The organism is Trinickia soli (genome assembly GCF_002879855.1).
In the GTDB taxonomy this organism is placed as follows: domain Bacteria; phylum Pseudomonadota; class Gammaproteobacteria; order Burkholderiales; family Burkholderiaceae; genus Trinickia; species Trinickia soli.
In genome coordinates this window covers 190,548-203,723 of sequence record NZ_PNYB01000006.1, presented here as the reverse complement: position 1 = coordinate 203,723, position 13,176 = coordinate 190,548, and the positions used below count along the sequence as shown (strand labels likewise).

The following is a 13,176-nucleotide window of genomic DNA, read 5'->3' as shown; positions in this document are numbered from 1 at the left end:
AACCGGATGACGCACTGGCCGCGTGAGTCATCCGATATAGACAACGCGGCCGAACGCTCAATCAGACAGGAGACAAATGTCATGAAACGCCGAATTTTCCTTACGCTGGCTGCCGCTGCAGTGACGTCGATGGTCGCAGGCGTGCCGGCTGCTCAAGCCGCCGACCCCGTCAAGATCGGCTTCCTCGTAAAGCAGCCTGAGGAACCCTGGTTCCAGGACGAATGGAAATTCGCCGAAGCCGCCGCCAAGAAGGACGGCTTCACGCTCGTGAAGATCGGCGCGCAATCGGGCGAAAAGGTCATGAGCGCGATCGACAACCTGCACGCGCAGCAGGCGCAAGGCTTCATCATCTGCACGCCTGACGTCAAGCTCGGACCGGGCATCGTCGCCAAGGCGAAGGCCGACGGCCTGAAGATGATGACGGTCGACGACCGCCTCGTCGACGGCAGCGGCAAGCCGATCGATTCGGTGCCGCACATGGGCATCTCGGCCTATAACATCGGCCAGCAGGTGGGCAAGGGCCTCATCGACGAAATCAAGAAGCGCGGCTGGGATATGAAGGATGTCGGCGCGATCGATGTGACCTACGAGCAATTGCCGACGGCGCACGACCGCACGCAAGGCGCGACCGACATCCTCGTCGCATCGGGCTTCCCGAAGGCGAACATCATTGCGGCGCCGCAAGCGAAGACCGATACGGAAAACGCCTTCAACGCGGCGAACATCGCCATCACGAAGAACCCGCAGTTCAAACACTGGGTGGCGTACGGCCTGAACGACGAAGCCGTGTTGGGCGCGGTGCGTGCAGCGGAAGGTCGCGGCTTCAAGGCCGACAACATGATCGGCATCGGCATCGGCGGCTCGGATTCGGCATTGAACGAATTCAAGAAGCCGAACCCGACGGGCTTCTACGGCACCGTCATCATCAGCCCGAAACGCCACGGGGAAGAAACGTCGGAACTGATGTACGCCTGGATTACGCAAGGCAAGGAACCGCCGAAGCTGACGCTGACGACGGGCATGCTCGCCACGCGCGACAACGTGGGCAAGGTGCGTGAAGAGATGGGTCTCGCTGCAAAGTAAGTCATCGATGCAGTTTTCCGGGTGCGCGCGCGCAGGTGAGGCGCGTGCGCTCGGACGACCCTTCAGCACGAGGTGAGATGAGATGTCAGCAACGTTGCGATTTGACAATATCGGCAAGGTCTTTCCGGGCGTACGCGCGCTCGACGGCGTGTCGTTCGAAGTCGAGGCCGGCCAGGTGCATGGGCTCATGGGCGAGAACGGCGCAGGCAAGTCGACGCTGCTCAAGATCCTGGGCGGCGAGTATCAGCCCGATTCGGGCGTCATCATGGTGGACGGCCGCGAGGTGCGTTTCCCGAGCGCGGCCGCTTCGATCGCGGCCGGCGTCGCCGTGATCCATCAGGAATTGCAGTACGTTCCCGATCTGACCGTGACGGAAAACCTGCTGCTCGGCCGGCTGCCGAATGCGCTCGGTTGGGTACACAAGCGCGAAGCGAAGCGATTCGTCGCAGAGCGGCTGGCGCAAATGGGCGTCGATCTCGACCCGAACGCCCGCTTGGGGCGGTTGTCGATCGCGCAGCGGCAGATGGTCGAGATCTGCAAGGCGCTGCTGCGCAATGCACGGGTGATCGCGCTTGATGAACCGACGAGCTCGCTCTCGCATCGCGAGACGGAAGTGCTGTTCAAGCTTGTGCGCGGACTCAAAGCCGACGGCCGTGCGCTGATCTACATCTCGCACCGGATGGATGAAATTTACGAGTTGTGCGACGCCTGCACGATCTTTCGCGACGGCCGCAAGATCGCATCGCATCGCGCGCTCGCCGAGGTCAAGCGGGCGACGCTCGTCTCGGAGATGGTCGGGCGCGAGATTTCCGATATCTACGGTTATCGCGCGCGTTCGCAGGGCGAGGTTCGCCTCGACGTCGATGCGGTCGAAGGCCACGGGCTGTCGGCGCCGGCCAGCTTCAACGTGCGCGCGGGCGAGATCGTCGGTTTCTTCGGGCTCGTCGGCGCCGGACGCAGCGAGCTCATGCGTCTCGTCTACGGCGCCGAGAAACGGCGCGGCGGGCGTTTGACGCTCGATGGTCGTGCGGTCGACGTCAAGCGCCCCGGGCAGGCGATTCGCAGCGGCATTGTGCTGTGTCCTGAGGATCGGAAGGAGGAGGGCATCCTCGCGATGGCTTCCGTCGACGAGAACATCAATATCAGTTGTCGGCGGCACGATCTTCGCGCGGGACTGTTCCTCAATCGCGCGAAAGAGATCAAGACGGCCGAACGGTTCATCAAGCTGCTCAAGATCAAGACGCCGAGTCGGCGGCAAAGGATCCGGCTGCTTTCGGGCGGCAATCAGCAAAAGGTGATTCTGGCGCGCTGGCTCGCGGAGCCCGATCTGAAGGTCGTCATCCTCGACGAGCCGACGCGCGGTATCGACGTCGGCGCGAAGCACGAGATCTATAACGTCATCTATGAACTGGCCGAGCGCGGCTGCGCCGTGGTGATGGTGTCGTCGGAACTGCCCGAAGTGCTGGGGGTGTCCGATCGCATCGTCGTCATGAGGGAGGGGCGGATTTCGGGCGAACTGCCGCGCGAGCAGGCGAACGAGGCGGCGCTGCTCGAGCTTGCGCTGCCGCAAGGCGCGCGCGCAGCCGCGGTGCGCGATGCGGCCTGAAAGCCCGGACGACAAACGTAGCCGAAACAGAAACGGATGCAACAAGCCCGTCGCGAACGACGGCGAAGGAGTCACGACATGCAAGCAAGAGAAAACCTCGTAGAGGCCGGCGCGAAGCGCGCGGCCGAAGCGCTGATCCCGCAGCCGAACGATCGGCAAAAGTGGTGGCAGCAGATCACCGAATACAGCCTCATCCTCATCTTCGCCGTCATGTTCGTGACGACGTCGCTGACGGTCGATCACTTCTTCTCGATCGACAACATGCTCGGCCTCGCGTTGTCGATCTCGCAGATCGGCATGGTGGCCTGCACGATGATGTTTTGTCTTGCTTCGCGCGACTTCGACTTGTCGGTGGGCTCGACGGTCGCGTTCGCGGGCGTGCTCTGCGCGATGGTGCTCAACGCGACCAACAGCACCTTCCTCGCGATCGTGGCGGCCGTGGCCGCCGGCTCGGTCATCGGCTGGGTCAACGGCGCCGTGATCGCCTATCTGCGCATCAACGCACTGATCACGACGCTCGCCACCATGGAAATCGTGCGCGGCCTGGGCTTCATCGTCTCGCACGGACAGGCCGTGGGCGTGTCGTCCGACACGTTCATTGCGTTGGGCGGTCTGACGATGTTCGGCGTTTCGCTGCCGATCTGGGTGACGCTCGTGTGCTTCATCGTGTTCGGCGTGTTGCTCAATCAGACGGTCTACGGGCGCAACACGCTCGCGATCGGCGGCAACCCCGAAGCCTCGCATCTGGCCGGTATCAACGTTGAACGTACGCGCGTGGTGATCTTCCTCGTGCAAGGCGCGGTGACGGCGCTGGCCGGCGTGATTCTCGCCTCGCGCATCACGTCGGGGCAGCCGAACGCGGCCGAAGGGTTCGAGCTCAATGTGATCTCGGCATGTGTGCTCGGCGGCGTCTCGCTGCTGGGAGGCCGTGCGACGATCTCGGGCGTCGTGATCGGCGTGCTCATCATGGGCACGGTCGAAAACGTCATGAATCTGCTCAACATCGACGCGTTCTATCAATACCTCGTGCGCGGCGCGATCCTGCTCGCTGCCGTGCTGCTCGATCAGCTCAAGAATCGCGGTTCGCGCAATTGAGCGGGTTCCCGCACGAAGCGTCCGCCATCGCGGGCGGACGCTGAGTGGCTGAGTCCTTTTGGAGATTTTTACGATGGCGCTTCCCGATCATCCGCAAACGGGCCCTTATGCGCGTTATCCGAGCCTCGTCGGCCGCACTGTGTTCATCACGGGCGGCGCGACCGGAATCGGGGCCTCGTTCGTCGAACATTTCGCGGCGCAGGGCGCGCGCGTCGCTTTCTGCGACATTGACGCGAGTGCCGGTCAGGCGCTGGCCGATGCGCTCGGCGATGCACCCGCGAAGCCGCTCTTTCTCGCTTGCGACGTCACCGACATCGACGCCCTGCGCGGCGCGATCGCCGATGCGCAAAGCGCGCTCGGCTCGATCGCGGTGCTCGTGAACAACGCGGCGAACGACGTGCGGCACGCGATCGCCGACGTGACGCCGGCTTCGTTCGACGCCGGCATCGCCGTGAACCTGCGGCATCAATTCTTCGCCGCACAGGCCGTGGCCGAGGACATGAAGCGCGCGGGCGGCGGCTCGATCATCAATCTCGGCTCGATCAGTTGGATGCTCAAGCAAGGCGGGATGCCCGTTTACCTGACATCGAAAGCGGCGATCACGGGCCTCACGCACGCGCTGGCGCGCGATCTCGGTCCGTTCGGCATTCGCGTGAACACGCTCGTGCCGGGCTGGGTGTTGACCGAAAAGCAGCGCCGGCTATGGCTCGACGAAGCGGGCAAGCGCGCCCTCAAGGAAGGGCAATGCCTCGATGGCGAATTGATGCCCGAGGATCTGGCGCGCATGGCGCTGTTTCTGGCAGCCGACGACAGCCGCATGATCACGGCGCAGGACTTCATTGTCGACGGAGGGTGGGCATGAGCGGCGAGGTCTTTCGCGCATCGCTTGCGGTGCGCTCGCGTTGTGCGCTCGGCGAGGGCGCGACCTGGTGCGCGCGCACGGGCCGTTTTTATTGGACCGATATCGAAGGCGCACGCCTGTATCGCTACGACCCCGCCACGGGAGAGCGAACGAGCTGGGACATGCCCGAGCGACTTGCAACGTTCGCGCTGTGCGCCGATCCGCACTATCTGCTGCTCGGTCTGGCCACGCATCTGGCTTTTTTCGATTTGACGACGCGCGAAATGCGCCGCATCGTCGAAGTCGAGCCCGGGCTCGACACGCGCTTGAACGACGGACGTTGCGATCGCCAAGGCCGTTTCGTGTTCGGCACGAAGCACGAGGGCGCGACGTTGCGTGCGGTTGGCGGCTTTTATCGGCTGGGCCGCGATTTGTCGCTCGAGCGGCTGCCGCTGCCGGCGCCGGCGATTTCGAACAGTATCGCGTTCAGCCCCGATGGCGCCACGATGTACTTCTGCGATTCGCCGACGCGCGAGATCCTCGCCTGCGATTACGGCGCCGATGGTGCAGTGGGCAACGTGCGCGTGTTCACGCGGCTGACCGATTCGGACGGGGTGCCTGACGGTTCGACGGTCGATGCCGACGGTGGGCTCTGGAATGCGCAATGGGGCGGCGCCCGCGTCGTGCGCTATGGCGCGGACGGCGTCGAAACCGATCGCGTGAGCGTGCCTACGAGTCAACCCAGTTGCGTCGCGCTGGGCGGCCCGCATCTCGGCACACTTTATATGACGACGGCGCGCGTCGAACTCGATGCGGCGGCGCTGGCCGCCGAGCATGGCGCAGGTGCCATCTTCACCGTGCCGAGCGGGCGGCGCGGTTTGCCCGAGCCGCTCTTTGGCGGGCAGTGGCGGTAAACCCCAGGCTGATCCGATTAAACGGAAACGGTCGATCGCGAGTCAAAGCCCCAAAAAAAGACAGACTTCCGAACCTGACCCTGCGCCGGCGCCTGGCCGGCAACGGGCGCCTCTCGACGGAGCTCATCATGTCCACAGCGAATTCCGATGCGGTTACAACCGGGGGCGTGCGCGCCGTCGATCCGCAGGGCAGTCGTACGCCGACACGCGGTACACGCGCGAAGGCGCGCAATGCGAAGCTCGCGACGCTGGTGCAACCGGTCCGTCCAGGGCCGCAAACCTCGGCGGTCTCTCGCGCGGCGGGCGGCGTCCATTGCGCCGCGCCGCTCACGCTTGCGAACGAGCAGCTGCGGGTCGATCTGGCGCCTTCGCTCGGCGGCGGGATGACGCGCTTCGAATGGCACGGCGACGGCGGCCAGCCGACACCGCTGTTCCGGCCCTGCGCCCAAGCGCAGTCCGACACCGATCCGAATGCGCTCGCCTGCTACCCGCTCGTGCCTTACTCGAACCGCATTGGCGGCGCGCGCTTTCGGTTCGACGGGCGCGAGCTCGCTGTGCCGCGCAATCGGGCGGCCGAGCCGTTGCCGCTGCACGGCGACGGTTGGCTGCGCGCCTGGCGTGTCGCCGAGCTTGGCGCGACCCACGCGACGCTGACGCTGGAGCGTGAGCGCGCGAAGCCGCATGCGTATCGCGCTCGATTGGCTTATGCCCTTGACGGCGCGACGCTCTCGGTGACGCTGGCCGTCGAAAACGCGGGCCGCGAGCCGCTGCCGTTTGGTCTCGGACTGCATCCGTTCCTGGCGCGCGAGCCCGACACGCGGCTATCGGCGGCCGCAAGCGGGCTGTGGCTTTCAGGGCACGACTGGCTGCCCGTGCGCCATGTGCCGGCGCCGCTCGCGTGGGAGTTCGGCGTGGCGTACCCGTTGCCCGACGTGCTCGTGAATCATGCGTTCACGCAGTGGAGCGGCCGCGCCGCTGTGGTCTGGCCGCGCAAGCGGCTGTCGCTGACGATCTACGCCGACGCCGATTACTACGTCCTCTATACGCCGCCGGGCGAAGATTTCTTCTGCTTCGAGCCCGTCGATCATCCGATCAACGCGGTCAACCTGCCGGGCGGTGCGAGCGCACACGGCATGACCGTGCTCGCGCCGGGCGAGACGCTCGAGCGGGCGTTTCGCTTCACCGTCGAGCCGGTAGGGCGCTAGCGGCGAGCCGTCCGCATCGGGGCGCGACGCGCACCGCGTCGGCGAGCGCGCCGGCGCGGGTAGAATACGGGCCTTTCCCGCCACTGGCCCGCTTTGCGCCACCGTCTTCGCCATGTCCACGTCCTACTCGTTCGTCCGCTCGCTCAACGACGCCTGGAAGCGCACAGGGTCGCTCCTGTGCGTCGGCCTCGATCCCGAACCGAAGCGCTTCCCTGGCGCGCTCGCTAACCGCGCCGACAAGATCTTCGACTTCTGCCGCGACATCGTCGATGCCACGGCGCCCTTCGCCAGCGCGTTCAAACCGCAGATCGCGTACTTCGCCGCACACCGCGCCGAGGATCAACTGGAAGCATTGATCGGGCATATCCACGATCGGCATCCGGGCTTGCCCGTGATCCTCGACGCCAAGCGCGGCGATATCGGCAGCACAGCCGAGCAATACGCGCGCGAAGCGTTCGAGCGCTATCGGGCCGACGCGGTCACGGTCAATCCGTACATGGGTTTCGATTCGATTGAGCCGTACCTCGCCCATGCGGGCAAGGGCGTCATCGTTCTGTGTCGCACGTCGAACCCGGGCGGCTCGGATCTGCAGTTTCTCGAAACGGGCGGGCGGCCGCTCTATCAGGTGGTGGCCTCGCTCGCAGCCGAAAAGTGGAATGGGAGCGGCGAACTCGGCCTCGTCGTGGGCGCGACGTTCCCGAAAGAAATCGAAGTCGTGCGCGGTATCGTCGGCGAGATGCCGCTGCTGATCCCGGGGATCGGTGCGCAGGGCGGCGACGTCGAGGCAACCGTCCGAGCGGGCCGCACGGGCGGCGGCGGCATGATGATCAATTCGTCGCGCGCGATTCTCTACGCGGGCAACGACGAACATTTCGCCGAGGCTGCCGCGCGCGCGGCGCTCGAGACGCGCGACAAGATCAACGCCTATCGCTGAGCCGTCGTACGCGAATCGGTGTGGATCGGCTCAACGCTCGTTGTCGTCGATGTGCTTGAGCAGGCCGCGCAGCGCATGCGTCGCGGCCTGCACGCGGATCTGCTCCCGATCGCCTTTGAATACGAGCGTTTCCGCCGATGTTTCGAGCCGATTGCTCCAGGCGAAGCAGACCATCCCGACGGGTTTCGTCTCCGTGCCTCCGCCCGGGCCGGCTACCCCGGTGATCGCAAGCGAGACTTGTGCGCGGCTGTTGCGCAGCGCGCCTTCGGCCATTGCTCGGGCGACCTGTTCGCTGACGGCGCCATGCTTGTCGATCAGCTCGGCCGGCACGCCGATCATCTCCGTCTTCGCCTGGTTCGAGTAGGTCACGAAGCCGCGCTCGAACCACCCGCTGCTGCCTGAAATGTCGGTGACGGCCGTCGCCACCATGCCGCCGGTGCATGACTCGGCGGTCGTGAGCAGGAGGCGCGTGTCACGCAGCTTGTTGCCGACGCGCACAGCGAGTTGATGAACGACGGAATCGGTGGGCATCGCGTGGTCTCGGTGAGATCGAGGTTGAAATGACACGGGCGGCGCCGTTCGCAGCGGCCGCCTGGCGGATCAGATCGTCATACGCCACAGGGCGATGACGAGTAGCGTGAAAAATGCGGCGACGAGGTCGTCGAGCATGATGCCGAAGCCGCCTTTGACGTGGCGATCGAAGTACCGGATCGGCGGCGGCTTGACCATGTCGAAGATTCGGAACACGACGAACGCCCACAACTGACCGACGAACGTTTCGGGCGTAACGAATAGCAGCACGAGCCAGAACGCGACGATTTCGTCCCATACGACGGGCGATGGATCGTCGGTGCCGAGCTTGCGCGCGGTGAAGCCGGTGATGTAGATGCCGGCCACGAACCCGACGACGATGAGCAGCGCCCATTCGATGATGGTCAGGCGCGCATCGAGTGCCGCGAACGACGCCCAGGCGAACAGCGTACCCATCGTGCCCGGCATGACGGGCGAGAGCCCGCTGCCAAAGCCGAGCGAAATGAGATGCAAGGGGTGCGACAGCATGAAGCGCGCGCTCGCGCGCCGCTTCTGCGGCGGGGGCGGCGGCGCATAAGGCCGTGTGGGCGGTGTGGGCGGCGTTGTCGGCGGGCCGCCGGGAAGCGTCGGGTCAGTTTGCATCGAAATGGTCAAAACCGTGCAGCGTCAGGGAGAGCTGTGCGTGCGACGCGTCGCGCCACGTGATCGCCGGCTCGTCTGTCGCATGGCGCAGGGCCGTTATTGTACCGATCCGCGTCACGGCGACCTGCGCGCGGGCGCCGGCATCGAGGATCGCGTCGCGCGCGTGCGGCGGCGCGGTGAAGATGAGCTCGTAGTCGTCGCCGCCCGCAAGCGCACATTGCCGCTGCACATCGAGCGGCAGTTTGCGCAGCGCTTGCGAGCGCGGCACGGCGTCGACATCGACGTCGGCCCGCATGCGCGAGCGTTCGAGGATATGCAGCAAATCGCCGGCGAGACCGTCGGACACATCGAGCGCCGCATGCGCGAGGCCGCGCAGCGCGAGTCCGAGCGCAATGCGCGGCTCGGGCCGATCGAGCGCCTCGTGCAGCGACGCGCGTTCGCGTTCGTCGAACAGGCTCGCGTCCCACTCTGCGCGCATGAGGCCGAGCCCGGCTCGCGCGTCGCCCAGTGTGCCGGAGACCCAGACATCGTCGCCATCGCGGGCGCCATCGCGTCGCAACGCGGCTTGCGCTGGCACATCGCCAAATACGGTCACGCACAGGTTCAACGGGCCGCGCGTGGTGTCGCCGCCGATCAGCTCGCAGTCGTATCGATCGGCGAGCGCGAACAGTCCTTCAGCGAACGCTTCGAGCCAGGCTTCGCGGGGCGATTCGAGCGCGAGCGCGAGCGTGAATGCACGCGGCTTGGCGCCCATTGCGGCGAGATCCGACAAATTAACGGCGAGCGTCTTGTGGCCGAGCGCGAGCGGGTCGGCGTTCGGCAGGAAGTGGCGGCCTTCGACAAGCATATCGGTCGAAACGGCGAGCACTTCGCCGGCCGCGGGTGCGATCAACGCGCAATCGTCGCCGATGCCGAGCACGGCGCGTTGCGGGCCGCGGCGTGCGCGCCGGGCGAAGAAGCGCTCGATCAACGAGAACTCGGAAAGGGGCATGAATGACCTGCGGTAAAGGTGAGGCACGAGCGCAGCCATCACGCCAACGTGCCGGGCCTGCGGCGCTTGCCACACCCCAGCGGACAGACGAGGCGGTCGGGCAGGGGGGGCGATTGGCGCTACAATGCAGTCGAGTATTAATTCTAATCCGCGTAACGAAGACTGGACTTTCGACTCATGTCTACCAACCCCGCTGCCGCCAAGGCGAAGCTGCGCGATGCCGCGCTCGATTATCACGAATTTCCTTCGCCGGGCAAGATTGCCATCGCGCCGACGAAGCAGATGATCAACCAGCGCGACCTCGCGCTCGCGTATTCGCCCGGCGTCGCCTTCGCGTGCGAGGAGATTGTCGAAAATCCGCTCAACGCGGCCCGCTTCACGGCGCGCAGCAATCTGGTCGGCGTCGTGACGAACGGCACGGCGGTGCTGGGCCTCGGCAACATCGGCCCGCTTGCGTCGAAGCCGGTGATGGAAGGCAAGGCCGTGTTGTTCAAGAAGTTCGCCGGCATCGACGTATTCGATATCGAATTGAACGAAGCAGACCCGCATAAGCTCGTCGATGTCATCGCCGCGCTCGAGCCGACCTTCGGCGGGATCAACCTCGAAGACATCAAAGCGCCCGATTGCTTTATCGTCGAGCGCGAATGCCGCAAGCGGATGAAGATCCCCGTCTTCCACGACGATCAGCACGGTACGGCGATTGTCGTCGCGGCGGCCGTGACGAACGGTCTCAAAGTCGTGGGCAAGGACATCTCGAAGGTCAAGCTCGTCGCTTCGGGCGCTGGCGCCGCCGCGCTGGCCTGTCTCGACCTGCTCGTCGATCTCGGTCTGCCGCTCGAGAACATCCTCGTGACGGATCTGGCTGGCGTAGTCTACAAGGGCCGCACCGAGTTGATGGACCCGGACAAGGAACGCTTCGCGCGCGAAACGACGGGGCGCACGCTCGCCGAAGTGATCGAAGGCGCCGATATTTTCCTCGGCCTGTCGGCCGGCGGTGTGCTCAAGCCCGAGATGGTCAAGGGCATGGCCGCCAAGCCGCTGATTCTCGCGCTCGCCAATCCCACGCCCGAAATCCTGCCCGAGCTGGCGCTTGAAGTGCGGCCGGACGCCGTTCTGGCGACGGGGCGCACCGATTACCCGAACCAGGTCAACAACGTCCTGTGCTTCCCGTTCATCTTCCGCGGCGCACTCGATGCGGGTGCGACCACGGTCACGCGCGAGATGGAGATCGCGGCCGTCAATGCGATTGCCGAACTCGCGCGCCAGGAGCAAAGCGACATCGTCGCGACCGCGTATGGCATTCAGGATCTCTCGTTCGGTCCCGAGTACCTGATTCCGAAGCCGTTCGATCCGCGCCTGATCGTCAAGATCGCGCCGGCCGTCGCCCAGGCGGCCATGGATTCGGGCGTCGCCACGCGGCCGATCGAGGACATGGAGGCGTACAAGCAGCACCTGCAGCAGTTCGTCTACCACAGCGGTACGACGATGAAGCCGATCTTCCAACAGGCGCGCAGCGTCGAAGCGAGCAAGAAGCGGATCGTCTTCGCGGAGGGCGAGGAAGAGCGCGTGTTGCGCGCCGTGCAGATCGTCGTCGACGAGAAACTCGCCACCCCCATTCTGATCGGCCGCCCGTCCGTCATCGAGCACCGGATCGAACGCTACGGCCTGCGGCTGACGCCGGGTGTCGATTACACGGTCGTCAACACCGAGCATGACGAGCGCTATCGCGAGTTCTGGCAGGAGTACTACCACCTGATGGCGCGCAAGGGCATCAGCCAGCAATTGGCGAGGGTCGAGATGCGCCGGCGCACGACGCTGATCGGCTCGATGCTCGTGAAGAAGGGCGAGGCGGACGGCATGATTTGCGGCACGATTTCAACGCCGCACCGTCATTTGCACTTCATCAATCAGGTCATCGGCAAACGCGAAGGCTGCACGGTTTTCGGTGCGATGAACGGCCTCGTATTGCCCGGGCGGCAGATTTTCCTCGTCGATACGCATGTGAACGTCGATCCGACCCCGGCCGAGCTGGCCGAAATCACGATCATGGCGGCGGAAGAAGTGCGCCGCTTCGGCATCGAGCCGAAAGTGGCGCTCGTCTCGCACTCGAATTTCGGGACGAGCAATGCACCTTCGGCGCAGAAGATGCGCGACACGCTCGAGATCCTCAAGCAACGCGCGCCCGACCTGCAGGTCGACGGCGAAATGCACGGCGACGTCGCGCTCGATGCCGAATTGCGTCGTGAAGTGTTGCCCGAATCGACGCTCGAAGGCGAGGCCAACCTGCTCGTCTTGCCGAACATCGACGCGGCCAATATCGCCTACAACCTGCTCAAGACCGCGGCCGGCAACAACATCGCGATCGGCCCGATCTTGCTGGGCGCCGCCAAGCCGGTCCATGTGCTGACCGAATCGGCAACGGTGCGCCGCATCGTCAACATGGCCGCGCTGCTCGTGGCCGACGTCAGCGCCGCCGCGCGCTGAATTCGCCAGCCACTTCGGCCCAGCCCTGCGCTCGGCCGAAGCACACGGCAGTCCCACGCATAGAAGAAAAAACGGCGTGCCCGTTGCGGGCACGCCGCGGGACGAAAAGAGAGACTGCCGCCCCAAATGCGTGAAACGACGGTTTCCGACTTGCGTCATGCCGCGACGAGGAGGCAAAGACTCGCCGCATCGGCGACCGTCACGACTAGTTTATCCTTCATAAGATAAATTTCTCCTGTGTGAGAGAAAAACAGGACGATCGGCAGGCTGAAAAATCTGCTAAGTCTTTCATTTTCCATACAAAGATTGCGTCCGGGTGCCGTTAGAGATACCCTTACACTTTTCGTGGTCGTTCACATCTGATCGAGCAGCAGGGAACTCTTGCCGATGACACGCGCGGGGATACGCGAACGAGCGGGTAAGTGGGTTCGTCAGGGCGCGTTCGTCGCGGTTCTGGCCTCAACCGGGTGGGCCGGCGTCGGTGCGGCTGGCGCTCTGGCCGTTTCGTCGGTGGCCTGGGCGCGCGAGGCGCCACAGTCTGCGGTTGGGGCTGTGGCGGGTACGATCGAGCAGGCGCAGTTGCCGCACGAGGCGGTCGACACCTTGAGTCTGATCGCGGCGGGCGGTCCCTATCCGTATGCAAAGGACGGCGTCGTGTTCGGCAATTTCGAGCGGCTGCTGCCATCTCATCGGCGCGGTTACTACCATGAGTACACGGTCCCCACGCCGCGAGCGAAAAACCGCGGCGCGCGCCGCATCGTTTGCGGTGGCCCGTTGCGGCGGATCGACAACTGCTTCTATTCAGACGACCACTACACCAGTTTTAAACGCATAGTTGAATGATATCGGG

The 13,176-nt window shown here is 65.0% G+C and carries 12 protein-coding genes; 9 read left to right on the top strand and 3 right to left on the bottom strand.

What is annotated here, in order from left to right:
* Positions 1 to 81: 81 nt before the first annotated feature.
* The 7 genes from C0Z19_RS09365 to pyrF all read left to right on the top strand — a co-directional run bounded on the left by C0Z19_RS09365 (position 82) and on the right by pyrF (position 7,678).
* Positions 82 to 1,083 (top strand): arabinose ABC transporter substrate-binding protein, encoded by a 1,002-nt coding sequence (locus C0Z19_RS09365; RefSeq protein ID WP_102609532.1) that lies wholly within the window; start codon positions 82 to 84, stop codon positions 1,081 to 1,083.
* A gap of 82 nt (positions 1,084 to 1,165) precedes the next feature.
* Complete coding sequence (araG, locus tag C0Z19_RS09360; RefSeq protein WP_102609531.1) at positions 1,166 to 2,689, top strand: L-arabinose ABC transporter ATP-binding protein AraG; 1,524 nt, start codon at positions 1,166 to 1,168, stop codon at positions 2,687 to 2,689.
* Positions 2,690 to 2,767: 78 nt separating this feature from the next.
* The gene (araH, locus tag C0Z19_RS09355; RefSeq protein ID WP_102609530.1) at positions 2,768 to 3,784 is read left to right on the top strand and encodes an L-arabinose ABC transporter permease AraH; all 1,017 of its coding nucleotides are present in this window, start codon (positions 2,768 to 2,770) and stop codon (positions 3,782 to 3,784) included.
* 73 nt (positions 3,785 to 3,857) lie between these two features.
* Positions 3,858 to 4,646 (top strand): SDR family NAD(P)-dependent oxidoreductase, encoded by a 789-nt coding sequence (locus C0Z19_RS09350; protein WP_102609612.1) that lies wholly within the window; start codon positions 3,858 to 3,860, stop codon positions 4,644 to 4,646.
* Positions 4,643 to 5,539: an SMP-30/gluconolactonase/LRE family protein gene (locus C0Z19_RS09345; protein ID WP_102609529.1), complete on the top strand. Its 897-nt coding sequence runs from the start codon at positions 4,643 to 4,645 to the stop codon at positions 5,537 to 5,539. Before C0Z19_RS09350 ends, C0Z19_RS09345 begins: the two co-directional genes overlap by 4 nt.
* Before the next feature lie 128 nt (positions 5,540 to 5,667).
* The gene (locus tag C0Z19_RS09340) at positions 5,668 to 6,744 is read left to right on the top strand and encodes an aldose 1-epimerase (RefSeq protein ID WP_102609528.1); all 1,077 of its coding nucleotides are present in this window, start codon (positions 5,668 to 5,670) and stop codon (positions 6,742 to 6,744) included.
* A gap of 112 nt (positions 6,745 to 6,856) precedes the next feature.
* Complete coding sequence (gene pyrF / locus C0Z19_RS09335; RefSeq protein WP_102609527.1) at positions 6,857 to 7,678, top strand: orotidine-5'-phosphate decarboxylase; 822 nt, start codon at positions 6,857 to 6,859, stop codon at positions 7,676 to 7,678.
* 30 nt (positions 7,679 to 7,708) lie between these two features.
* On the opposite strand, the gene C0Z19_RS09330 is transcribed toward pyrF, so the two are convergent.
* The 3 genes from C0Z19_RS09330 to thiL all read right to left on the bottom strand — a co-directional run bounded on the left by C0Z19_RS09330 (position 7,709) and on the right by thiL (position 9,842).
* Positions 7,709 to 8,209, bottom strand: a complete 501-nt coding sequence (locus C0Z19_RS09330) for a CinA family protein (protein WP_102609526.1) — start codon at positions 8,207 to 8,209, stop codon at positions 7,709 to 7,711.
* 69 nt (positions 8,210 to 8,278) lie between these two features.
* The gene (locus C0Z19_RS09325; RefSeq protein ID WP_175083932.1) at positions 8,279 to 8,851 is read right to left on the bottom strand and encodes a phosphatidylglycerophosphatase A family protein; all 573 of its coding nucleotides are present in this window, start codon (positions 8,849 to 8,851) and stop codon (positions 8,279 to 8,281) included.
* Positions 8,841 to 9,842 (bottom strand): thiamine-phosphate kinase, encoded by a 1,002-nt coding sequence (gene thiL / locus C0Z19_RS09320; RefSeq protein WP_102609610.1) that lies wholly within the window; start codon positions 9,840 to 9,842, stop codon positions 8,841 to 8,843. Before thiL ends, C0Z19_RS09325 begins: the two co-directional genes overlap by 11 nt.
* A 177-nt stretch (positions 9,843 to 10,019) precedes the next feature.
* Between thiL and C0Z19_RS09315 the strand changes: the two genes are divergently transcribed.
* Positions 10,020 to 12,326, top strand: a complete 2,307-nt coding sequence (locus C0Z19_RS09315; protein ID WP_102609525.1) for an NADP-dependent malic enzyme — start codon at positions 10,020 to 10,022, stop codon at positions 12,324 to 12,326.
* Positions 12,327 to 12,713: 387 nt separating this feature from the next.
* Positions 12,714 to 13,169, top strand: coding sequence for a ribonuclease (locus tag C0Z19_RS09310; protein WP_102609524.1), 456 nt, complete (start codon positions 12,714 to 12,716; stop codon positions 13,167 to 13,169).
* The last annotated feature ends 7 nt before the right edge of the window (positions 13,170 to 13,176 follow it).